Annotated in this window: 19 protein-coding genes; 9 read left to right on the top strand and 10 right to left on the bottom strand. The window is 72.3% G+C overall.

The annotated features are described in order from the left end of the window. Window positions 1-63: 63 nt before the first annotated feature. Complete coding sequence (locus BST44_RS09955) at window positions 64-534, top strand: hypothetical protein (RefSeq protein WP_083176942.1); 471 nt, start codon at window positions 64-66, stop codon at window positions 532-534. On the opposite strand, the gene BST44_RS09950 is transcribed toward BST44_RS09955, so the two are convergent. Genes BST44_RS09950 through BST44_RS09940 form a run of 3 tightly spaced genes read right to left on the bottom strand, consistent with a single transcriptional unit; the run spans window position 486 to window position 2,664 of the window. Further along, window positions 486-962 carry a GNAT family N-acetyltransferase gene (locus BST44_RS09950; RefSeq protein ID WP_083176941.1) on the bottom strand — a complete coding sequence of 159 codons (477 nt, stop codon included), beginning with the start codon at window positions 960-962 and terminating at the stop codon, window positions 486-488. The two genes, BST44_RS09955 and BST44_RS09950, sit on opposite strands and share 49 nt — an antisense overlap. Then, a complete protein-coding gene (locus BST44_RS09945; RefSeq protein ID WP_244184772.1) occupies window positions 959-2,011 on the bottom strand; it encodes an isochorismate synthase in 1,053 nt (350 codons plus the stop codon). Before BST44_RS09945 ends, BST44_RS09950 begins: the two co-directional genes overlap by 4 nt. Window positions 2,012-2,052: 41 nt before the next feature. Continuing rightward, window positions 2,053-2,664 (bottom strand): acid phosphatase, encoded by a 612-nt coding sequence (locus tag BST44_RS09940; RefSeq protein ID WP_083176939.1) that lies wholly within the window; start codon window positions 2,662-2,664, stop codon window positions 2,053-2,055. Between the two features lie 133 nt (window positions 2,665-2,797). Here BST44_RS09940 and BST44_RS09935 point away from each other — a divergent pair, with 133 nt between their 5' ends. Beyond that, window positions 2,798-3,598 carry a ParA family protein gene (locus BST44_RS09935; protein WP_083176938.1) on the top strand — a complete coding sequence of 267 codons (801 nt, stop codon included), beginning with the start codon at window positions 2,798-2,800 and terminating at the stop codon, window positions 3,596-3,598. Between the two features lie 45 nt (window positions 3,599-3,643). On the opposite strand, the gene BST44_RS09930 is transcribed toward BST44_RS09935, so the two are convergent. Then, window positions 3,644-4,858, bottom strand: a complete 1,215-nt coding sequence (locus tag BST44_RS09930) for an Rv3212 family protein (RefSeq protein ID WP_083176937.1) — start codon at window positions 4,856-4,858, stop codon at window positions 3,644-3,646. Window positions 4,859-4,865: 7 nt separating this feature from the next. Then, window positions 4,866-6,362: a DEAD/DEAH box helicase gene (locus tag BST44_RS09925; protein WP_083176936.1), complete on the bottom strand. Its 1,497-nt coding sequence runs from the start codon at window positions 6,360-6,362 to the stop codon at window positions 4,866-4,868. A gap of 255 nt (window positions 6,363-6,617) precedes the next feature. Between BST44_RS09925 and BST44_RS09920 the strand changes: the two genes are divergently transcribed. Continuing rightward, complete coding sequence (locus BST44_RS09920; protein WP_083176935.1) at window positions 6,618-7,325, top strand: ferritin-like fold-containing protein; 708 nt, start codon at window positions 6,618-6,620, stop codon at window positions 7,323-7,325. 59 nt (window positions 7,326-7,384) lie between these two features. On the opposite strand, the gene BST44_RS09915 is transcribed toward BST44_RS09920, so the two are convergent. Then, window positions 7,385-8,104: an MmpS family transport accessory protein gene (locus tag BST44_RS09915; RefSeq protein ID WP_083176934.1), complete on the bottom strand. Its 720-nt coding sequence runs from the start codon at window positions 8,102-8,104 to the stop codon at window positions 7,385-7,387. A gap of 205 nt (window positions 8,105-8,309) precedes the next feature. Between BST44_RS09915 and BST44_RS09910 the strand changes: the two genes are divergently transcribed. Further along, window positions 8,310-8,579 (top strand): DUF3107 domain-containing protein, encoded by a 270-nt coding sequence (locus BST44_RS09910; RefSeq protein ID WP_083176986.1) that lies wholly within the window; start codon window positions 8,310-8,312, stop codon window positions 8,577-8,579. Here the strand turns inward: BST44_RS09910 and fasR are convergent. After that, a complete protein-coding gene (gene fasR / locus BST44_RS09905) occupies window positions 8,566-9,252 on the bottom strand; it encodes an HTH-type transcriptional activator FasR (RefSeq protein ID WP_083176933.1) in 687 nt (228 codons plus the stop codon). The two genes, BST44_RS09910 and fasR, sit on opposite strands and share 14 nt — an antisense overlap. Before the next feature lie 201 nt (window positions 9,253-9,453). On the opposite strand from fasR, the gene BST44_RS09900 reads away from it, so the two are divergent. From BST44_RS09900 to BST44_RS09890, 3 genes are all read left to right on the top strand, one after another. Continuing rightward, window positions 9,454-10,479 carry a DUF3152 domain-containing protein gene (locus tag BST44_RS09900; protein ID WP_142274437.1) on the top strand — a complete coding sequence of 342 codons (1,026 nt, stop codon included), beginning with the start codon at window positions 9,454-9,456 and terminating at the stop codon, window positions 10,477-10,479. 148 nt (window positions 10,480-10,627) lie between these two features. Next, complete coding sequence (gene moeZ, locus BST44_RS09895; protein WP_083176931.1) at window positions 10,628-11,815, top strand: adenylyltransferase/sulfurtransferase MoeZ; 1,188 nt, start codon at window positions 10,628-10,630, stop codon at window positions 11,813-11,815. Window positions 11,816-11,851: 36 nt separating this feature from the next. Then, window positions 11,852-12,706: a TIGR02569 family protein gene (locus tag BST44_RS09890; RefSeq protein ID WP_007168154.1), complete on the top strand. Its 855-nt coding sequence runs from the start codon at window positions 11,852-11,854 to the stop codon at window positions 12,704-12,706. On the opposite strand, the gene BST44_RS09885 is transcribed toward BST44_RS09890, so the two are convergent. The 3 genes from BST44_RS09885 to BST44_RS09875 are packed head-to-tail and all read right to left on the bottom strand — an operon-like array spanning window position 12,703 to window position 14,037. Then, entirely contained in the window at window positions 12,703-13,005 is a 303-nt protein-coding gene (locus BST44_RS09885) for an MGMT family protein (protein WP_083176930.1), read from the bottom strand. The genes BST44_RS09890 and BST44_RS09885 overlap by 4 nt on opposite strands. Before the next feature lie 2 nt (window positions 13,006-13,007). Then, on the bottom strand, window positions 13,008-13,790 hold the full coding sequence (locus tag BST44_RS09880; RefSeq protein WP_083176929.1) for an alpha/beta hydrolase: 783 nt from the start codon (window positions 13,788-13,790) through the stop codon (window positions 13,008-13,010). 43 nt (window positions 13,791-13,833) lie between these two features. After that, entirely contained in the window at window positions 13,834-14,037 is a 204-nt protein-coding gene (locus tag BST44_RS09875) for an Rv3202a family protein (RefSeq protein WP_083176928.1), read from the bottom strand. Between the two features lie 109 nt (window positions 14,038-14,146). On the opposite strand from BST44_RS09875, the gene BST44_RS09870 reads away from it, so the two are divergent. Further along, complete coding sequence (locus BST44_RS09870; RefSeq protein WP_083176927.1) at window positions 14,147-17,278, top strand: ATP-dependent helicase; 3,132 nt, start codon at window positions 14,147-14,149, stop codon at window positions 17,276-17,278. Next, window positions 17,275-20,553 (top strand): ATP-dependent helicase, encoded by a 3,279-nt coding sequence (locus BST44_RS09865; protein ID WP_083176985.1) that lies wholly within the window; start codon window positions 17,275-17,277, stop codon window positions 20,551-20,553. The genes BST44_RS09870 and BST44_RS09865 overlap by 4 nt, the downstream gene beginning before the upstream one ends. Window positions 20,554-20,612: the final 59 nt, after the last annotated feature.

The following is a 20,612-nucleotide window of genomic DNA, read 5'->3' as shown; positions in this document are numbered from 1 at the left end:
GGTCGATTAAGGCCGCGCTGTGGGGAACTGCCCCCGTGGGCCGGGGTGACTACGCTGACGCGGGTGACAGTCTTCGGCCGCAAGCCAGCGGCGGCGCCGGCCGTGGTGCGCGGCGCCGGGCTGCTCCTGGCGGCGCAGGGGGTGGCCGCGCTAGTGGTGGCGGTGGTGCTGGTGGCGCGGGGCATCGCCGGGGCCGACCAGCAGGTGGTCCACGGCTCCCCTGCAAGCGGGTGGTACGCCCAGGGCACGACGGTCTTCTTCGCGCTGGCCGGCGCGGCGGTGCTGGCGGCCGGGCGGGCGCTCACGCTCGGCAAGCGCTGGGGGCGCGGGCTGGCCGTGATCACCGAGCTGCTGCTGCTGCCGGTGGCGTGGTATCTGACGGTGGATTCGTACCGGCCGGGCCTCGGGGTTCCGGTGGGCGTCGTGGCGCTGGCCGTGCTGGGCCTGCTGTTCAGTCCCGCGGGCGTGCGCTGGGCCGCCGGCGATCAGCGCGATTCCGCCAATTCGGCCAACCGCGGACCGGACAACCGATAGGTGGTCCACTCGCCCTGCCGTTGGCCGCCGACGCCGTCGTAGAGCGTGATGGCGTCGGCGTTCCAGTTCAGCACAGCCCAGGACAGCCGCGTGTAGCCCTTGTCGAGGCATTCGGCGGCCAGCTCCGTGAGCAGCGCGCGGGCCAGGCCACGGCGGCGAAACCCCGGGCGCACGAACAGGTCTTCGAGGTAGATGCCCGCCACGCCGTCCCACGTGGAGAAGTTGAGGAACCACAGCGCCATCGCGGCGACCTCGCCGTCGACGTCGGCGACGTGCCCGTGCACGGTCGGGGTGTCACCGAAAAGCGCGGCGGTGATTTGCTTTTCGGTGACGGTGCAGTGCTCGGCGGCGTTTTCGAATTCGGCCAGCGCGTGAATCATCGCGGTGATCGCGGCGGCGTCTTCGGGCCTGGCGCGGCGAATGGTCATCGCTCGGCGCCCAATGCGTCGAGGATGGTGGCGAATTTCGTTGTGGTTTCCGCGACTTCCTCGTCGGGGTCGGATTCGGCGACGATGCCGCCGCCGGAACGGGCGAGCGCGGTGCGGCGGTCCGCCGACAGCTGTGCGCAGCGGATCGACACCACCCAGCGGCCGTCGCCGCGGGCGTCGCACCAGCCCACCGCGCCCGCGTAGAACCCGCGGTCGCCTTCCAGCTCGGCGATCAGCTCGACCGCGGCCTTGGTTGGCACTCCGCCGACCGCCGGGGTCGGATGCAGCGCCAAGGCCAAATCGATTGCGGTCGTTGACATGTCGCGCAGCCGTCCGCCGATCGGTGTGCACAGGTGCCACACCGCCGCGGTGCGGCTCAATTCGGGCTGGTCGGCGATCGTCAACTCGTCGCACAGTGGCTCGAGGGCGGCGCGAATGGTCTCGATGACCAACTGATGCTCGTGGCGGTCCTTGGCCGAACCGGCCAGCGCGGCGCCGTTGGCGGCGTCGGCTTCCGGGTCGGCGGCGCGGGGCGCCGAACCCGCGAAGGGCCGGCAGGTGACTCGATCGCCGGAGCGGGCCACCAGCAGCTCCGGGCTGGCCCCCACCAGCGCCACGCCGGCGTAGCCGTCGCCGGCACCGGTCAGGTCGACGAGATAGCCGTACGCGGCCGGGTCCGCCGCGACGAGCCGGCGCAGGATGACGCGGGCGTCCAGCGGGGCGTCGGCGACCAGTCGCAGCGCGCGCGACAGCACTACCTTGCTGAGCGGGCTGTCCGGGGCGGCGAGCTGATCGCGGGCGCGGCGGATCCGGTCGCGGTACTGCGCCGGCGACGGGTCGGCGGCGGCGACGCGCACCGGCGGCAGCGGGCCGGTCGGCCAGTCCGGCGGCCCGGCGGTGCGGCGCACGCCGCCGGGCGTCAGTAGCGCCGCGGGCCGTTCCACGTCAAAAGGTAACGCGCCCAACACTATTGGGGAGGCACCGGATCGCAGCGCGCGCTGCGCCGTCGCCGCGTCGCGGTAGCGTTCCCGCACCCCGTCGGCGACCATGGTTTGCGTCGGTCCGCACAGCGCGAACGGTGGTTGGGTGCTCACCCGGGTTTGATCGCCTGCGGTTGGGCGGTCAATCCGAGCGCGGCGAGCTGCCGCACGCCGTGCTCGAAACCGCACACGGCGATGGAGCCGGCCAGCATCCAGAAGCGGCTGCCCTCCACCAGCGGCAACTCGACCCAGCGCGTGATCACCGAGCGCGAGAAATGGCTGTGGCCGACGAACACCACGTCGCGCGAGCTCATGTGCTCCAACGCCAACGCGACGGCCCGATCGGCGCGGTCGCTGACCTGGGCCACACTTTCGCCGCCGGGGCAGCCGTGCGTCCAGACCAGCCAGTCGGGCACCAATTCGTGGATCTGCGGGGTGGTCAACCCCTCGTAGACGCCGTAATCCCACTCGGCGAGCAGGGGAGACACCTCGTCGACGGCCAGCCCGGCCAGCTTGGCCGTGGTCAGAGCGCGGATGCGCGGGCTGCTGATCACCAGCGGGTCGACGAGATTCAGTTCGCGCAGGACGCGGCCGGCGAGCTCGGCCTGAACGCGGCCGGTGTCGGTGAGCTCCAGGTCGGTCCGGCCGGTGTGCTGGCCGGACTTCGACCACTCGGTCTCGCCGTGGCGGAGCAATACCAGTCGATGGTTGTGCAGGCCCATATCGATCGATTCTGCCGGACGGCATACCGGGCCCGTCGGCCGCAGCGCGCGGCGATCGAACATGCCAGGATGGGCACTGTTACCGCGCGGCGGCAATGATGCTTGTGCCAGGCGATGAGAGGGGCGGGCGCTGGTGAGTAAGACCCGGGTATTGGCGGTGGCCAACCAAAAGGGCGGCGTCGCCAAGACGACGACGGTGGCCTCGCTGGGCGCGGCGCTGATGGACGAGGGCAAGCGGGTGCTGCTCGTCGACCTGGATCCGCAGGGCTGCCTGACCTTCTCGCTCGGCCAGGATCCCGACAAACTCCCGGTGTCCGTGCACGAGGTGCTGCTCGGTGAGGTCGAGCCCAAAGCCGCGCTGGTCACCACGATGGAGGGCATGACGCTGCTGCCCGCCAACATCGACCTGGCGGGGGCCGAGGCGATGCTGTTGATGCGGGCCGGCCGCGAATATGCGCTCAAGCGCGCGCTGGCCAAGCTGTCCGACGACTTCGACGTGGTCATCATCGACTGCCCGCCGTCGCTCGGTGTGCTCACCCTCAACGGGCTGACCGCCGCCGACGAGGTGATCGTGCCGCTGCAGTGCGAGACCCTCGCGCACCGCGGCGTCGGCCAGTTCCTGCGCACGGTCGCCGACGTCCAGCAGATCACCAACCCGGATCTGCGGCTGCTGGGCGCGTTGCCGACGCTCTACGACTCGCGGACCACCCACACCCGCGACGTGTTGGTGGACGTCGCCGACCGCTACAACCTGCCGGTGCTGGCCCCGCCGATCCCGCGCACCGTGCGCTTCGCCGAGGCCAGCGCGTCCGGCTCGTCGGTGATGTCCGGGCGCAGGAACAAGGGCGCGTCGGCCTACGCGGACCTGGCGAAGGCGTTGCTCAAGCACTGGAAGACCGGCAAGCCGCTGCCGACGTTCGCCGTCGAGGTGTAGCCCGAGCGCCAAATGCGGGGCACCCCCGCTTGCTCGGCCGCGCCCTCAGCCCAGGGCCACCAGGGTGTCGCCCCGCTGCTCGAACACCCGGGAGCCCGCGACGGCCGGGACCACCGCCGACTCGCTCGGCGCGCGGTTCACCGGGATGTAGCGCTCGTTGGCGCCGCTGACCGGGTCGTACACGCCGAGCGCGCCGGTGACCGGGATCAACAGCCGCCCGGCCATCATGGCGCCCGGCCCCAGGGGCGCAGTCTTGTCGCCCGCGGCGATGGTGTAGCGCAGTGACAGGTTGCCCGTTTCGAAGACCATGACGGAATCGCCGGTCCACCAGGTGATCAGGCTGCCCGCGTGCGAGACCGCGCCGCGGCTCGACGGCGGTTTGGCCAGCAGGGTGCTCGACACGGTCGTGCCGGTCTCGTCGATCACGTCCACCCGCGGGCGCGGTGACGGCAGGTACACCGCGGTGTTGTTCTCCCAGACGGCCAGCACCCGGGCGCCCGAATCCGCAGTGATTCCCGTTTCGTCCACGGTGCGTTGCTGTGGTTCGTCGTCATCCTTGCCCGGTCGCAGCAGGACCAGCCGCACGCCGGCCTGGTTCGCGCAGCTCTCCAGGACCGACACCGCCGACGAGCTGGCGGCCGCCGAGACCAGCCTGCAGCCGGAGTGCAGCCCGCGCGCCGAGGGCTTCACCCGGGCGTCGGTCTCGCCGTAGGCCACCATCCGGACCATGTCCGAGCGCCACAGCTCCACGTGGGTGTCGCCGGCCGACAATACCGTCGTGCCATCGGAGGACAGGCGCACGCGCTGGTCGGCGTAGCCGCTGCGGGCCGGCCCGCGGCGGCCCGTGGACCCGTCGAGCGTGCTCACCTGGCCGCAGCCGCGGTCGTCGCGATAGACGGCGACGGCGTAGTGGTAGACCCACGAGACCCCGCACAGGGCGCTGTCGCGCTCGTAGCTCCAGCGGGACTGCCCCGAGCCGGGGTCGCGCCCGTCGACCCGGCGGCCGTCGCCGGTGACCACCGTCCCGCCGACTGTCACGGGCGCGGTGGTGGCCGGGCTGGCCGCCGTCCACAACTGCTCGAGCGTGGCGGGCACCTGTCGGGCCGGGTTCGGGTTGGGCGCGGGCTCGGCGGCCGGCCGGCTGATGGTCGCCCGGGCGTCGCTGGTCCACCAGATCAGCGCGGCGACGGCGGCGACCACGACCGCGATCGCCGCGGCGGCCAGGACGTCACCCCTGGTGCGGCGTTCGGGCCTGACCATCCGTGGCTTAGTTGGTGTGCGCGCCGGCTTCGGCGGGCTTGCGGCGCCGGCGGCGGCGCCGGCTGGTCCCGGAGTTGGCCGACCCCTCCGCGGTGGCTTCGCCGTTGGTGCCGCCGGCCGCGGCGTTCCCGCCGGGGTGGCTGGTGACGGGCTGACCACCGCGGGTGCGCCGGCGCGGCGCGCCGGAGCGGGCACGCCCGGACCGTTCCGTCTTCTGGCCGTCACGCTCGGTCTTGCGGCGCGGGCCTTGCGGCTTCTTCGGCGTGCCGATCGTGCCGGTCGTCCCGTCGGGGATGCCCAGCTCTTCGTAGAGGTGTGGCGAGTTCGAGTAGGTCTCGGCAGGCTCGGGGCAGTTCAGGCCCAGCGCCTTGTCGATCATCGACCAGCGGGGCAGCTCGTCCCAGTCGACCAGGGTGACCGCGACCCCGGTCTTGCCCGCGCGGCCGGTGCGGCCGATGCGGTGCACGTAGGCCTGCTCGTCCTCGGGGATCTGGTAGTTGATGACATGGGTGACGTCGTCGATGTCGATGCCGCGCGCGGCGACGTCGGTGGCGACCAACACGTCGATCTCCCCGGACCGGAAGGCCTTGAGGGCCTTCTCGCGGGCCACCTGGCCGAGGTCGCCGTGCACGGCGCCCACCTTGAAGCCCCGCTCGGCGAGCTCGTCGGCCACCTTCTGCGCGGTGCGCTTGGTGCGGGTGAAGATCATCGTCGCGCCGCGGCCCTCGGCCTGCAGCACGCGGGTCACCAGCTCCACCTTGTCCAGCGCGTGGGCGCGGTAGACGAACTGCTCGGTGGTGTCGTGCGTGGCCGCCGAGTGCGGCGCCTCCGCGCGAATGTGGGTGGGCTGGTTCATGAAGGTGCGGGCCAGCGTGATGATCGGGTCCGGCATGGTCGCCGAGAACAGCATCGACTGCCGCTCGACGGGTATCTGGCGCAGGATGCGCTCGATGTCGGGCAGGAAGCCCAGGTCCAGCATCTCGTCGGCCTCGTCGAGCACCAGCACCGACAGGCCGCCGAGCTGCAGGTGACCCTGCTGGCTCAGGTCGAGCAGCCGGCCCGGGGTGCCCACCACGACGTCGGCGCCGGCGCGCAGGGACTCGATCTGGGGCTCGTAGGGCCGGCCGCCGTAGATCGAGACGACGCTCAGCGGGCGGTCGCCCTCGGCCTTGAGGTACTTGGCCGCGTCGGAGAGGTCACCGTGGACCTGCAGGCACAGCTCGCGGGTCGGCACCACGATCAGGGCGCGGGGCGTTCCGTTGAGCGGGCGGGCGTCGGCGCCCGCGGTGATGCGCTGCAGCAGCGGCACGCCGAACGCGAAGGTCTTGCCCATGCCGGTGCGCGCCTGGCCGATCAGGTCGTCGCCGGCGAGCGCCAGCGGCAGGGTCAGTTCTTGGATCGCGAAGGGGCGCTCGATGCCCTTCTCCGCGAGGGCGCGGACGACTTCGTCGCGGACGCCGAGATTGGCAAAGGTCAGTTCAGTTGTGTCGGTGAGTGTGCTCATGCGGGGGTGGGAAACCTTTCGGTGACGTATCGGTTTGTGTCGGTGTTTCTCTGTCGCGGTCACGCGCGCACGAGTTCCGACTCCGATGACGTCGCCGAGTCGCGGGCCCCTGCTCGATTTCGGGCGGGCCAGCTGTGCACGCACATTTCGCCGATAGCGGCTTTCCCGGAGGAATGCAGCCGCTATCTACGTACATGATAGCCGGTCGACAGCTGGCCCCCGTTTTGCGCCGGTTCCGCCGACTACAGTGTTGCCATGACCCGGCCCTCTTGCCAGCCTGCGTCCGCCGATCAGGTGGAGGATTCGCCCGCCCCTCGTCTGTCGGCCGATCACCCGGGCGTCAACGAGTTGTTCGCGGTCTTGGCGTACGGGGAGATCGCCGCCTTCTATCGGCTCACCGACGAGGCGCGGATGGCGCCCGACCTGCGCGGACGCATTTCCATGGCGAGCATGGCCGCCGCCGAGATGCAGCACTACGAACTACTGCGCGACGCCCTGGAAAGCCGGGGCGTCGACGTCGTGTCGGCGATGTCGAAATACGTCTCGGCGCTGGAGAACTACCACCGGCTGACGATGCCCAGCACCTGGCTGGAGGCCTTGGTGAAGACCTACGTCGGCGACGCGCTGGCCGCCGACCTGTACCTGGAGATCGCCGACGGGCTGCCCGACGAGATCGCCGACGTGGTGCGCGCGGCGCTGTCGGAAACCGGGCACTCGCAGTTCGTGGTGGCCGAGGTGCGCGCCGCCGTGACCACCAGCGGCAAGCAGCGCAGCCGGCTGGCGTTGTGGTCGCGCCGCCTGTTCGGGGAGGCGATCACGCAGGCCCAGTACCTGCTGGCCGACCATGACGAGCTCGTTGACCTGGTGATGTCGGGCGCCGGCGGCCTGGGCCAGCTGAGCGCCTTCTTCGACCGGCTACAGCAGACGCACGACCGTCGGATGCGCGAACTCGGCCTGAGCTGAGGCTCAGCCGTGATCGCAAGCGCGGCGCAGCCGGGCGCTGCGGGTCACGGCCATCAGACTCAGCGCGTGCAGCTCGCCAGGCTCGAGTTGTTGGCCTGCGCCGTGACCAGTTGACCGGCGGCGTTGACGATCGAGCAGTTCAGCCGGCCGTAGAAGCTGGTCGCCACCACCGATGGGTTCTGGATGCCCGGGTTCAGGATCACCGCCTTGGTCCACGGCAGCGACACGTTGAACTCGGTCTGGGAGCGGCCCTGACCGTCGGTGTAGACGATGTTGACCAGGTCGAGCAGTTGCTTGCTGCCGGTCACGCTGTAGACGACGGTGCGCGGGTTCAGCGCGGCCGCCGGCGGGGGCGTCAGTGTCAGGGGCGGCGCGGCGGTGGGGGTTCCCGTCGGCGCCAGGCTCGGCGCGACGCTGGGCGTGGTCACGGTGGTAACTGTCTCGGGCGGCAATTGCTGCGTGACCGAGGGGGTGGGCCGCGCGCTGGGCGGGGCGGTGCCCTTCGTGGTGGCCGGCGCGGACGTCACCGGCTGGGGGGCCGGTCCGACGGTGGCCTTGGTCGAGGCGCTGTCGCCGCTGTTGATGATGACGGCCGTGGCGATCGCGCCGACGGCCACCACGGCGCCGACGATCGCCGTGACCGGACGCCAGCGCAGCTCGGCCGGCCAGCCGGTCCAGTTGTAGTCACCCTCGGGGTAGGAGCCGGCTCGGTACAGCTCATCGGTCTCGTCCTCGGGATAGTCCCGGATCTCGTCGAGGTCGGCCAGTGTGGTACCCATGGGGCCGAAGTTAGCGATGTGAAAGCACAGATCGGGTGTCGAAACCGGGTCTGAGACCAGCTGCAAGCGAATCGTTATCTGCTCGCGACCGACGTTTCGCTCACCGCGAACCGCGCCGTGGGGGCCGTCGCCGATGCGGGCCGCCCGCGTCCACTAGCCTGCAGTGGCAGGGCCGTCGACTTCAATTCCAACGGAAGGGGTGACCGTGGAGGTCAAGATCGGTATCACGGACAGTCCGCGCGAGCTGGTCCTCTCCAGCGCGCAGACGCCGACCGAAGTCGAAGAGCTCGTCAGCGCCGCACTGAGCGAGGGTCCCGGCCTGCTGAGGCTGACCGACGAGCGGGGGCGTCGCTTCCTCGTCCACACCAGCAAGATCGCCTACGTCGAGATCGGTCCCGCGGATGCCCGCCGGGTCGGCTTCGGTATCGGCGCCGAGGTCACCAAACTCCCCGGGAAGGGCGCTAAAGGCGAGTAAGCGGCACGTGTGACAGGCCGCCCCAGGCGAACTGGACGGTGCCCTCGACCGCGTCCGCTTTGGAGATCGGGCGGTCGGAGTCCAGCCAGTAACGGGCGCAGTCGACGCTGATGCCGACCAGCCCAACCGCGATCATCCGGGCGCGGTGGGGGTCCAGGCCCGAATCCTCGCTGATCAGCGCGAACACCGCGTCGATGCACGATTCGGTGGCGACCCGCACCTGCGCGGCCACCTCGGGTTCGGTGACGTAGTCGTTCTCGAAGATCAGCCGGTAGCCCTGGCTGTCGTGCTCGATGAAGTCGAAGAACGCCTGGACCGCGGCGTGCAGCCGCCTGCGGTTGTCGGTGGTGGTGTTCAGCGCCTGCTGAACCCCCGACACGAGGTTCTCGACGTGCCGGGCGAGCACCGCCAGGTAGAGTTCGAGCTTACTCGAAAAGTGTTGATACAGAACCGGTTTGCTCACCCCGGCGCGGTCGGCGATCTCGTCCATGCCGGCCGCGTGGTAGCCGCGATCGACGAAGACATCGCTGGCGACGATGAGCAGCTGACCGCGACGCTCGTCACGCGGCAACCGGTTGCCGCGCCGGCTGGTGGCCGCGATGCCGTCCCCGGGCCGAGTGCGGTCGGCCGACTTGACGGCACGCCGCGCCGCGGGCTTGGCGAGTTCGCTCATCGAGTCCTCATCTGGTCTGTCGGCGTCCGGCCGCCGGCACTGCTCGGGCCAGCCGCGCGCGGCTCGTTGCGACAGACATTACTACCCGTGCGGTTGCGGTGATCGCCGTCGCGGCCGTCGCCGCTGGCAGAAAGTGGTGTCGGGCGGTGCATTCGGGCGCGCCAAGGACGGCCCCGGCGCCCGCTGTGTAATCCTGGGGAAATGACTTCCCAGCGGCCTTCTCGCGGCACCGGTCGCGTCCCGGTGCTGCGGGACGAGTGGCGGGAACCGCTGCGGGCCCTGCGTGACCCGATCGCCCGCGACGGCGGACGAACCCGGGCCGACCGGGAGCGGCCGAACCAGTGGCGCAAGCAGACGCGCCTGGGCCGGTTCGTCTCGACCTACGGCTGGCGCGCCTACGCGCTGCCCGCGCTGGTGGCGCTCACCGCGGTGGTCGTCTACCAGACGGTCACCGGCACTGCCGCGACGAAGCCCACGGCCAACCAGCCCATCCAGAGCCCGCAGGAGGTCGGCGCGATGGGCACGTCCATCATCGACGCGCCGCCGCGCGGGCTCGCCGCGTTCGACGCCAACCTGCCGGCCGGGACGCTTCCGGATGGCGGCCCGTTCACCGAGGCGGGCGACAAGACGTGGCACGTCGTGCCCGGTACGACGCCGCAGATCGGTCAGGGCACCGTGAAGGTGTTCCGGTACACCGTCGAGGTGGAGAACGGCATCGACCCCACGATGTTCGGCGGCGACAATGCCTTCGCGCAGATGGTCGACCAGACGCTGGCCAACCCCAAGGGCTGGACCCACAACCCGCAGTTCGCGTTCATCCGGATCGATAACGGGAACCCCGATTTCCGGATCTCCCTGGTGTCCCCGGTGACCGTCCGAGAGGGCTGCGGCTACGAATTCCGGCTGGAGACCTCCTGCTACAACCCGTCCTTCGGCAAGGACCGGCAATCGCGGGTCTTCATCAACGAGGCGCGCTGGGTGCGAGGGGCCGTCCCGTTCGAGGGGGACATCGGGTCCTATCGCCAGTACGTGATCAACCACGAGGTCGGCCACGCCATCGGGTACGTGCGCCACGAGCCGTGCGAGCAGCAGGGCGCGTTGGCGCCGGTGATGATGCAGCAGACGTTCTCCACGTCGAACAACGACGCCGCCCAGTTCGACCCGGACTTCGTCAAGGCGGACGGGAAGACCTGCCGATTCAATCCCTGGCCGTTCCCGATCGCGTAGCGCGGCGCGCGCGACGCCTCAGGCCCGAGCGTCACGCCAGCGCGGCGCTCGGCGGCGGGCCGGTTGAATTCATTGCCGTCCCCCGCGACGGCTGCTGAGATGGTGGTGGACGACCAACCGCACTGCGAGACCGAGGAGGTGTTCCAGCGTGTCGACGCCGCAGACAGCACTGCCGCCCCTCGTGGCGCCGGCAGACCAGCTGACCCGCGATGAGGTGGCCCGCTACAGCCGCCACCTGATCATTCCGGACCTGGGCGTCGACGGGCAGAAGAGGCTCAAGAACGCTCGCGTGCTGGTGATCGGCGCCGGCGGCCTGGGCGCGCCGACGCTGCTCTACCTGGCCGCGGCCGGGGTCGGGACGATCGGCATCGTCGATTTCGACGTCGTCGACGAATCCAACCTGCAGCGCCAGATCATCCACGGCACCGCCGACGTCGGACGCGCCAAGGCCCAGTCGGCGCGCGAGTCGATCGCCGCCATCAACCCGTTGGTGCAGGTGCGCCTGCACGAGTTCCGGCTGGACTCGAGTAATGCCGTCGGCCTGTTCGAGCAGTACGACCTGATCCTGGACGGCACCGACAACTTCGCCACCCGCTACCTGGTCAACGACGCGGCCGTGCTGGCCGGCAAGCCGTACGTGTGGGGGTCGATCTACCGGTTCGAGGGGCAGGTCTCGGTGTTCTGGGAGGACGCACCGGGCGGCCGGGGCCTCAACTACCGCGACCTCTACCCCGAGCCGCCGCCACCCGGCACCGTCCCGTCCTGCGCCGAAGGTGGCGTGCTGGGCATCGTCTGCGCGTCCGTCGCGTCGGTGATGGGCACCGAGGCGATCAAACTCATCACCGGGATCGGCGAGTCGCTGCTCGGCCGGTTGATGATCTACGACGCGCTGGAAATGTCCTACCGCACCATCAAGATCCGCAAGGATCCGTCGTCGCCGAGAATCACCGGGCTGATCGACTACGAGCAGTACTGCGGTGCGGCGCCCGCCGATTCCGGTGCGGTCGTCACCGGCTCTACCATCACCCCGCTGCAACTGCGCGAGTTGCTGGACTCGGGCACGAGATTGGCGTTGATCGACGTCCGGGAGCCCGCCGAGTGGGAGATCAACCACATCGACGGGGCCCAGCTGATCCCGCAGTCGTCGATCGACTCCGGGGAAGGTCTGGCAAAGCTGCCGCACGACCGCGTCCCGGTGCTGTACTGCAAGACGGGGGTGCGCTCGGCCGCGGCGCTGACGGCGGTGCGCAAGGCCGGATTCGCCGACGCGGTACACCTGCAGGGCGGCATCGTGGCGTGGGCGCAGCAGATGCAGCCCGACATGGTGATGTACTGAGCCGGTCCGCGAGTCGGCCTCGTCTAGGCTACCGGTGTGAATGTCGAGCCACCGCCGGAGCATGTGCTGGCGGCGTTTGGTTTGACCGGTGTGCAGCCCGTCTATCTGGGGGCTAGCTGGGAGGGCGGCTGGCGCTGCGGCGAGGTGGTCCTGTCGCTGGTGGCCGACCACGCCAGGGCGGCCTGGTCGGCCCGGGTCCGCGAGACGTTGTTCGTCGACGGCGTCCGGCTGGCCCGCCCGGTCCGCTCGACGGACGGACGCTATGTGGCGTCGGGCTGGCGGGCGGACACCTTCGTCGCCGGCACCCCCGAGCCGCGGCATGACGAGGTGGTCTCGGCGGCGGTGCGCCTGCACGAGGCGACCGGCAAACTGGAACGCCCCCGGTTTCTGACCCAGGGACCCACCGCCCCCTGGGGCGACGTGGACATCTTCATCGCCGCCGACCGTGCCGCCTGGGAGGAACGGCCGCTGGCGTCGGTACCCCCGGGCGCGCGGACCGCCCCGCCGACGGCCGACGCCGAGCGGTCGGTGGAACTGATCAACCAGCTGGCCACCTTGCGCCGGCCCACCAAGAGCCCGAACCAGTTGGTGCACGGGGACCTCTACGGGACAGTGCTTTTCATCGGTACCGCCGCCCCGGGGATCACCGACATCACCCCCTACTGGCGACCCGCGTCATGGGCCGCCGGCGTCGTCGTCGTCGACGCGCTGTCCTGGGGCGAGGCCGACGACGGACTCATCGAACGCTGGAACGCGCTGCCGGAGTGGCCGCAGATGTTGTTGCGCGCCTTGATGTTTCGGCTTGCCGTGCATGCTTTGCACCCGCGGTCGACCGCCGAGGCCTTTCCCGGGCTAGCCCGCACGGCGGCGCTGGTCCGGCTGGTGCTCTAGCGCCCGAAGTCGTACCGGACCTCGCGCAGCGCGATCTTGCCGTCGGTGGCCAGCACCCCTTCGGAGCGCAGCAGCTCCAGCTGTCGCGTGGTCAGATGACGCGCCGGGCGCCCCGAGGCGGTGATCACCCGGTGCCACGGCAAGTCCGAGGAGTCGGTCCGCATGATCCACCCGACGATGCGCGGGCTGGAAAGCCCTGCCACAGCGGCGATGTCGCCGTAGGTGGCGACCCTGCCCGACGGGATCGCGGCGACCAGCGCGCGCACCCGTTCGACCTGATCGTCGGTCACCGGCGCCACGATCAGACCTCGAGCAGCTCGCGAGTCAGCGCCGCGACTTCGGCCGGCGCGGCGTAGGGCACCATGTGGTTGCAGTCGAAATCCAGCAGCCGGAAATCGGATCCCAGCCGTTCCTGCAGTCCGGTGATGAGCCCGTCGCCGACGTAGGGCGGCGAGGTGCGCTTCGCCCGCACCAGCACGGTCGCCGTGCCGGCCGGGGGCAGCACGACGTCGCGGGCCAACTCGCTCCAGTACGACATCATCGCCGGCAGGCTGACGCGCCAGCCGTACCGGCCGCCCGGCAGCGCGATCAGGTGCTCGTCGATCTCGGCGTCGAGCAGGGCCGGGTCCACGTCCGACCAGGAGCCGTGCAGCTTTTCCAGCCGCGCCTCCGCGGGGCCGGGGTAGTCGGGTGAGGACAACATCGCGTCGGCGATCTCGCGCATCCACTCGCCGTCCAACCCGACCGCGGGGTCCAGCAGCAGCAGCGCCGCCACCCGGTCCGGCCGTGTCGCGGCCAGCCGCATGGCGAGCGCGCCGCCGAAGGAGTGCCCCACCACCAGTACCGGTGCCCGCGCCTCGTCGTCGAGCAGCGCGGCCATCGCCGCGACGTTGGCGTCGATGGTCCACGGCGCCGCCCACGACGACCTCCCATGGCCGATCAGATCCGGTGCGGCGAACGTGATTTCGGGCAGCAGGCCGGCCAGCTGCTGCCACCGCTGCCCGTGGCCGGTCAGCCCGTGCAGCGCCAGCACTCGCACCGGACCGGGCGGGCCGTAGCGGTGCACGTGGAGGTCGGCGGTCACCCCTCGATCGTGCCAGCCGCCGCCACGGGCCCGCGCGGGCGGCTCAGCGGACGTCGTCCCAGTCGTCCTCGGTGGGGACGACGTAGGCCTGCTCGATCACGTCGGCCTCGTTCGCCTCGCGGTCGGCGGCGGTCAGGTAGTCGGTGTCGAGGCCGACCTCCTCGTCGAAGTCGACGGGTTGCAGTTGCTCCACGGCGTCGCCTTCGGGCGCTTCGTCGTTGGGAAAGCCGGGTTCGACGTCCGTCACGATTACGTACCCTCCTCGCCGTTCGTCTGGCTGCTCGCGGCTCCAGCCTAGGGGTCGGCGGCGGCGCACGCCGGGCCGGCTTGTCGGACCCGGGTGATTGCATGCAGCCATGTCGTACACCTGGGAGCCCGAGGCGCGGGTTCTGCTGGAGCCCGGCGTTCGCGGGCCGGTTCGGGTGCTGGGCGGGCCCGGCACCGGCAAGAGCAGCCTGCTGGTGGCGGCCGCGGTCGCCCAGATCGACGCGGGACTGGACCCGGGATCGGTTCTGCTGCTTACGGGTTCCGGCCGGCTGGGTGTGCAGGCCCGCAGCGCGTTGACCACGGCGTTGCTGCGGCCGCGCTGCGCGGGCGCCGGCCGTGCCGCCGTCCGGGAACCGTTGGTCCGCACCGTGCACGGCTACGCCTACGCCGTGCTGCGCCGGGCCGCCGAGCGCGCCGGCGATGCTCCGCCGCGGCTGGTCACCAGCGCCGAACAGGACGCCATCATCCGGGAGCTGCTGGCCGGCGACCTCGAGGACGGGCCGCGGGCGGCGGCGGCGTGGCCCGCGCATCTGCGACCCGCGCTGGCCACCGCCGGCTTCGCCACCGAACTGCGGAACATGTTGGCGCGCTGCGCCGAACGTGGTGTGGACCCGCGGGAACTGGAGCGGCTGGGTCGCCGGTGCCGGCGGCCGGAATGGACCGCCGCCGGCCAGTTCGCCCGCCAGTACGAGCAGGTGATGCTGTTGCGGGCCGCGGTCGGGACGGCGGCGCCGCAGGCGACGACACCCGCGCTGGGCGCCGCGGAACTGGTGGGGGCGGCCTTGGAGGCCTTCGCGATCGATCCCGAGCTGCTGGCCGCCGAGCGGGCCCGGGTGCGGGTGCTGCTGGTCGACGACGCCCAGCAGCTCGACCCGCAGGCGGCCCGCCTGGTCCGGGTGCTCGCGGCGGGCGCGGAGTTGGCGTTGGTCGCCGGGGATCCCAATCAGGCGGTGTTCGGCTTTCGGGGCGGTGAACCCGCCGGGCTGGTGGACGGCGACGCGCCGTCGGTGACATTGACGGCCTCACATCGCTGCGCGCCGGCGGTGGCGCGCGCCGTCAGCGGCATCGCGCGCCGGCTGCCCGGCGGCAGCGGCGGCAGGCGGATCGAGGGCACCGGACCCGAGGAGGGCTCGGTCACCGTGCGCCTGGCCGCGTCGGCGCACGCGGAGGCGGCGATGATCGCCGACGCGCTGCGGCGCGCGCACCTGGTGGACGGCGTGCCCTGGTCGCAGATGGCGGTCGTCGTCCGCTCCGTGCCGCGGGCCGGCGCGCGATTGCCGCGCGCGCTGGCCGCCGCCGGGGTGCCGGTGGCCGCTCCCGCGGCGAGCGGACCGCTGTCCGGGGAACCGGCCGCCCGGGCGCTGCTCACCGTCCTGGCCGCGACCGCCGACGGGCTCGACGGCGAACGCGCCCTGGCGCTGCTCACCGGCCCCATCGGTCGCGTCGACCCGGTTTCGCTGCGGCAGCTGCGCCGAGCGCTGCAGCGCGCCAACCCCGATCGCGCGCCGGCGGATTTTGCGGACCTGCTGGCCGACGCGCTGGCCGGTGCCGCGCCGTCGCCCTCGGGCCCGCAACTCCGCCCGGTACAGCGGGTGCGCGCGGTGCTGGACGCGGCCGCGCGCTGCCATCGTGCGGGCCAAGACCCGCGCTACATCCTGTGGGCGGCGTGGCAGCGTTCCGGCCTGCAGCGTCGCTGGCTGTCGGCGGCCGAGCGCGGCGGCCCCGGCGGCGCGCAGGCCGCCAGGGACCTGGAGGCGGTGACGGCGTTGTTCGACATCACCGATCAGTACGTGTCGCGCACGTCGGGTGCGTCGCTGCGCGGGCTCGTCGAGCACGTCGCCGCGCTGCACCTGCCGAGCGTGCACCAGGAGCCGGTGTCAACCGTGGAGCAGGTCCGGGTGCTCAGCGCGCACGCCGCCCTGGGACACGAATGGGACCTGGTGGTCATCGCCGGGCTGCAGGAGGGGTTGTGGCCCAACACGGTTCCGCGCGGCGGTGTGCTGGGCACCCAGCGGCTGCTGGATGTGCTGGACGGCGTCACCGGGGACGCGTCGGTGCGGGCGCCGCTGCTGGCCGAGGAGCGGCGGCTGCTGGTGGCGGCGATGGGCCGCGCGCGCCGGCGGCTGTTGGTGACCGCCGTGGACGGCGACACGGGCGGCGCGGGCGGGGAGGCGGCGCTGCCGTCGCCGTTCTACTACGAGCTCGCGCAAGCGGTCGGCGACGACGATGTCGCAGCGCCGCAACCCGTTTCAGCGCCCCGGGTGCTGTCCGCGGCGGCGCTGGTCGGTCGCCTGCGCGGTGTCGTTTGCGCCCCCGGCGGCGCGGTCGACGACGCCGCCCGGGCCTGCGCGGCCACGCAATTGGCGCGCCTGGCCCGCGCCGGCGTGGCGGGCGCCGACCCGGCCGGTTGGCACGGGCTGATCCCCGTCAGCACCGCCGAACCGCTGCGCGGCGACGGCGACGCCGTGACGCTGACCCCGTCGACCCTGCAGATGCTCAACGACTGTCCGCTGCGCTGGCTGGCCGAACGCCACGGCGGCACCGACCCGCGTGATCTGCGCTCCACGATCGGTTCGGTGCTGCACGCCCTGGTCGCCGAACCCCGGCGCAGTGAGTCCGAAATGCTGGCCGAGTTGGACCGCGCGTGGCGGCACCTGCCCTTCGAGGCCGAGTGGCACTCGGCGAACGAGCTGGCGCGGCACCGCGCGATGATCGAGGCCTTCCTCGAGTGGCGGGCGCAGACCCGGAGCGCGCTGACCGAGGTGGGCGTCGAGGTCGAGGTCGACGGTGCCCTGGCGGCGTCCGGCGACCAGGGGGAAGTCCGGCTGCGCGGCCGCGTCGACCGGCTGGAGCGCGACGCCGCCGGCCGGCTGGTCATCGTCGACATCAAGACCGGCAAGACCCCGGTCAGCAAGGACGACGCCCAACAACACGCCCAGCTGGCGATGTATCAGCTGGCGGTGGCCGAGGGGATGGTCGAAGCGGGCGCCGAGCCCGGCGGCGCGCGGCTGGTCTACCTCGGCAAGTCCGGGGCCTCCGGTGTCACCGAACGCGAGCAGGACCCGCTGACACCGGCCGCCCGTGACGAATGGCGCCGGCTGGTCCGGCGCGCGGCCGAGGCGACCGCCGGGCCGCGGTTCGTCGCCCGGCGCAACGACGGCTGCTCGCACTGCCCACTGCGGCCCTCGTGCCCGGCCCACGCCGACGGGGCGGCGCGATGATCCCGCGCTTCAGTCCCGCCGAATTGGCCGGTGCGCTCGGACTTTTCCCGCCCACCGAAGAGCAGGCCGCCGTCATCGCCGCGCCGCCGGGGCCGCTGGTCGTCATCGCGGGCGCCGGCGCCGGCAAGACCGAGACCATGGCTGCGCGGGTGGTGTGGCTCATCGCCAACGGCTACGCCGAACCGGGCCAGGTGCTGGGCTTGACGTTCACCCGCAAGGCCGCCGGACAGCTGCTGCGGCGGGTGCGGTCCCGGCTGGCGAGGCTGGCCGGCGTCGGCTTGGGGCCCGGCGGCCCTGCTCCCGAGGAACCGGCGGGCGCCCCGACGGTCAGCACCTACCACGCGTTCGCCGGTTCGCTGATCCGCGACTACGGGCTGTTGCTGCCCGTCGAGCCCGACACCCGGCTGCTCGGTGAGACCGAGCTCTGGCAGCTCGCCTTCGACGTGGTCAGCGGCTATCGCGGGGAGCTGCGCACCGACAAGACGCCGGCCGCGGTCACGTCCATGGTGCTGCGGTTGTGGGGGCAGCTGGCCGAGCACCTGGTCGACACCGGCCAGCTCGGCGATACCCACGTGGAGCTGGAGCGGCTGATCCACACCCTGCCGGCGGGCCCGTATCAGCGCGACCGCGGCCCCAGCCAGTGGCTGCTGCGGCTGCTGGCCACCCAGACCCAGCGCGCCGAGCTGGTCCCGCTGCTGGACGCGCTCAGCGCGCGCATGCGTGCCGCCAAAACCATGGACTTCGGCGTCCAGATGGCCTGCGCGGCACGGCTGGCCGCGAATTTCCCGCAGGTCGGCCGGGACCTGCGCGGCCGCTATCGGGTGGTGCTGCTCGACGAGTACCAGGACACCGGCCACGCCCAGCGGATCGCCCTGTCGGCGTTGTTCGGCGGCGGCGTCGACGACGGGCTGGCCCTGACCGCGGTCGGCGACCCGATTCAGTCGATTTACGGCTGGCGGGGCGCCTCGGCGACCAACCTGCCGCGCTTCACCACCGACTTCCCCCGGTCTGACGGCACGCCCGCGCCGGCCCTGGAGCTGCGGACCAGCTGGCGCAACCCGCCGCGCACCCTGCAGCTGGCCAACGCCATCTCGGCGGAGGCGCGCCGCCGGTCGGTCGCGGTGCACGCGTTGCGGCCGCGCCCGGATGCCCCGCCCGGGACCGTCCGCTGCGCACTGCTTCCCGATGTGCAGTCCGAGCGGGAGTGGATCGCCGACGAGCTCGCCGCGCGGTACCGGGCGGCCCGGGCCGACGGCGGGGGCCCGCCGACCGCCGCCGTCCTGGTGCGCCGCAACGCCGACGCCGCCCCCATCGCCGATGCCCTGCGCGCCCGCGGGCTCCCCGTCGAGGTCGTCGGGCTCGCGGGGCTGCTGTCCATCCCCGAGGTGGCCGACGTGGTCGCCATGCTGCGACTCGTCGCCGACCCGACCGCGGGCGCCGCGGCGATGCGAGTGCTCACGGGCCCGCGCTGGCGCCTCGGGGGCCGCGACATCGCCGCGCTGTGGCGGCGCGCCCGGCAACTCGGCGAAGGGTCGGGCGGGGGAGGAGCGCCGGAATCGATCGCGCTCGCCGCCGGCCCCGACGCCGACACCCCGTGCCTGGCTGACGCCCTCGCGGATCCCGGCCCGGCCGAACCGTATTCGGCCGCGGGATACCAGCGCATCACCGCGCTGGCCGCCGAACTGCGCGCGTTGCGCGGCCACCTGGGTCACTGCCTGCCGGATCTGGTCGCCGAGGTGCGCCGCGCGCTGGGCGTCGACTGTGACGTCCGCGCCGCGGCGGGATCGGACGCGGGCTGGGCAGGCACCGAGCACCTCGACGCGTTTGCCGACGTCGTCGCCGGCTACGCCGAACGGGCCGACCCCGCGGGAGCGGCCGACCGCTGCGCAACGGCGTCGGTGGCGGGCCTGTTGGCGTTCCTGGATGTGGCGGCGACCGTCGAGAACGGTTTGCCGCCGGCCCCATTGGTGGCCGCGCGCGACCGCGTTCAGGTGCTCACGGTGCACTCCGCGAAGGGGCTGGAATGGCAGGTGGTGGCGGTGGCGCACCTGTCGGGCGGTGTCTTTCCGTCGACGGCGTCGCGGAGCACCTGGCTCACCGACGCGTCCGAGCTGCCGCCGCTGCTGCGGGGCGACCGGGCCGCGGCCGGCACATTGGGCGTGCCGGTGCTGGACATTTCGGCTGTCACCAACCGGAAGCAACTGTCCGACAAGATCTCCGAGCATCGCCGCCAGCTCGACCAGCGGCGGGTCGACGAGGAGCGCCGGCTGTTGTATGTCGCCGTCACCCGCGCCGAGGACACCCTGCTGGTGTCGGGTCACCATTGGGGTGCCACCGGGATCAAGCCGCGCGGACCCTCGGATTTCCTGTGCGAGATCAAGGACGTCATCGACCGTTCGGCCGCGGCCGGGGAGCCCTGCGGGGTGGTGGACCAGTGGGCGCCCGCGCCGGCCGACGGCGACCCGAACCCGTTGCGTGACAACACCGTCGAGGCAATCTGGCCGGCCGACCCGCTGGCCGGCCGCCGCGGCGAGGTCGAACGCGGCGCTGATCTGGTGGCCCGGGCCATGTCGGGCGACCCGGATGAGCCCACGGTCGACGTCGAGGGCTGGGCCGCCGATGTCGACGCCTTGCTCGCCGAGCGCGCGCCTTCGGCGGAGCCGCCCACCGGGGCGTTGCCCGGGCAGCTGTCGGTCAGCGGCCTGGTGGACCTGGCCCGCGACCCCGCCGGCGCCGCGCAGCGGCTCAGGCATCGGCTTCCGACCCGGCCCGATCCGCATGCCTTGCTGGGCAACGCCTTTCACGCCTGGGTCCAGCGATTCTACGGGACCGAGAGCCTCTTCGATCTCGCCGACCTGCCTGGTGCGGCGGACGCCGACATCGGCGACACCCCCGAGTTGGGCGCGTTGCAGGCGGCATTCACCGAATCACCGTGGGCGGCGCGCACCCCGATCGCCGTCGAGGTGCCCTTCGAGATGCCGATCGGTGACACCCTGGTGCGGGGGCGCATCGACGCGGTGTTCGCCGACCCCGACGGCGGCGCCACGGTCGTGGACTGGAAAACCGGCGAGCCGCCGCGCGGGCCGGAGGCCATGCGGCAGGCCGCCGTGCAGCTCGCCGTGTACCGCCTGGCGTGGGCCGCCCTGTCCGGTATGCCGGAATCGTCGGTGCGGACGGCCTTCTATTACGTGCGCGCCCGCGCGACCGTGGCCCCCGATGATCTGCCCGCCCCGGCGGAGCTGGCCGGGTTGCTGGCCGGCCCCGCCGGCGGGTGACCCGCGCTGGCCGAGTACCGGGCTCGCGATCGTGGTTACATTGAGTCGTGCTGTCTCCC

The sequence above is a fragment of the Mycobacterium scrofulaceum genome, from assembly GCF_002086735.1.
GTDB lineage: Bacteria > Actinomycetota > Actinomycetes > Mycobacteriales > Mycobacteriaceae > Mycobacterium > Mycobacterium scrofulaceum.
Note: the sequence above shows the minus strand (reverse complement) of the source record. Positions and strands in the feature narration are given on the sequence as shown.

What these genes read in the sequence shown, in the direction of transcription:
- BST44_RS09920 (WP_083176935.1), top strand. Translation starts at nt 6,618, where the DNA reads ATGACCCGGCCCTCTTGCCAGCCTGCGTCCGCCGATCAGGTGGAGGAT.
- BST44_RS09925 (WP_083176936.1), bottom strand. Translation starts at nt 6,362, where the DNA reads ATGAGCACACTCACCGACACAACTGAACTGACCTTTGCCAATCTCGGC.
- BST44_RS09950 (WP_083176941.1), bottom strand. Translation starts at nt 962, where the DNA reads ATGACCATTCGCCGCGCCAGGCCCGAAGACGCCGCCGCGATCACCGCG.
- BST44_RS09865 (WP_083176985.1), top strand. Translation starts at nt 17,275, where the DNA reads ATGATCCCGCGCTTCAGTCCCGCCGAATTGGCCGGTGCGCTCGGACTT.
- BST44_RS09900 (WP_142274437.1), top strand. Translation starts at nt 9,454, where the DNA reads ATGACTTCCCAGCGGCCTTCTCGCGGCACCGGTCGCGTCCCGGTGCTG.
- BST44_RS09915 (WP_083176934.1), bottom strand. Translation starts at nt 8,104, where the DNA reads ATGGGTACCACACTGGCCGACCTCGACGAGATCCGGGACTATCCCGAG.
- BST44_RS09870 (WP_083176927.1), top strand. Translation starts at nt 14,147, where the DNA reads ATGTCGTACACCTGGGAGCCCGAGGCGCGGGTTCTGCTGGAGCCCGGC.
- BST44_RS09930 (WP_083176937.1), bottom strand. Translation starts at nt 4,858, where the DNA reads ATGGTCAGGCCCGAACGCCGCACCAGGGGTGACGTCCTGGCCGCCGCG.
- fasR (WP_083176933.1), bottom strand. Translation starts at nt 9,252, where the DNA reads ATGAGCGAACTCGCCAAGCCCGCGGCGCGGCGTGCCGTCAAGTCGGCC.
- BST44_RS09945 (WP_244184772.1), bottom strand. Translation starts at nt 2,011, where the DNA reads ATGGTCGCCGACGGGGTGCGGGAACGCTACCGCGACGCGGCGACGGCG.
- BST44_RS09940 (WP_083176939.1), bottom strand. Translation starts at nt 2,664, where the DNA reads ATGGGCCTGCACAACCATCGACTGGTATTGCTCCGCCACGGCGAGACC.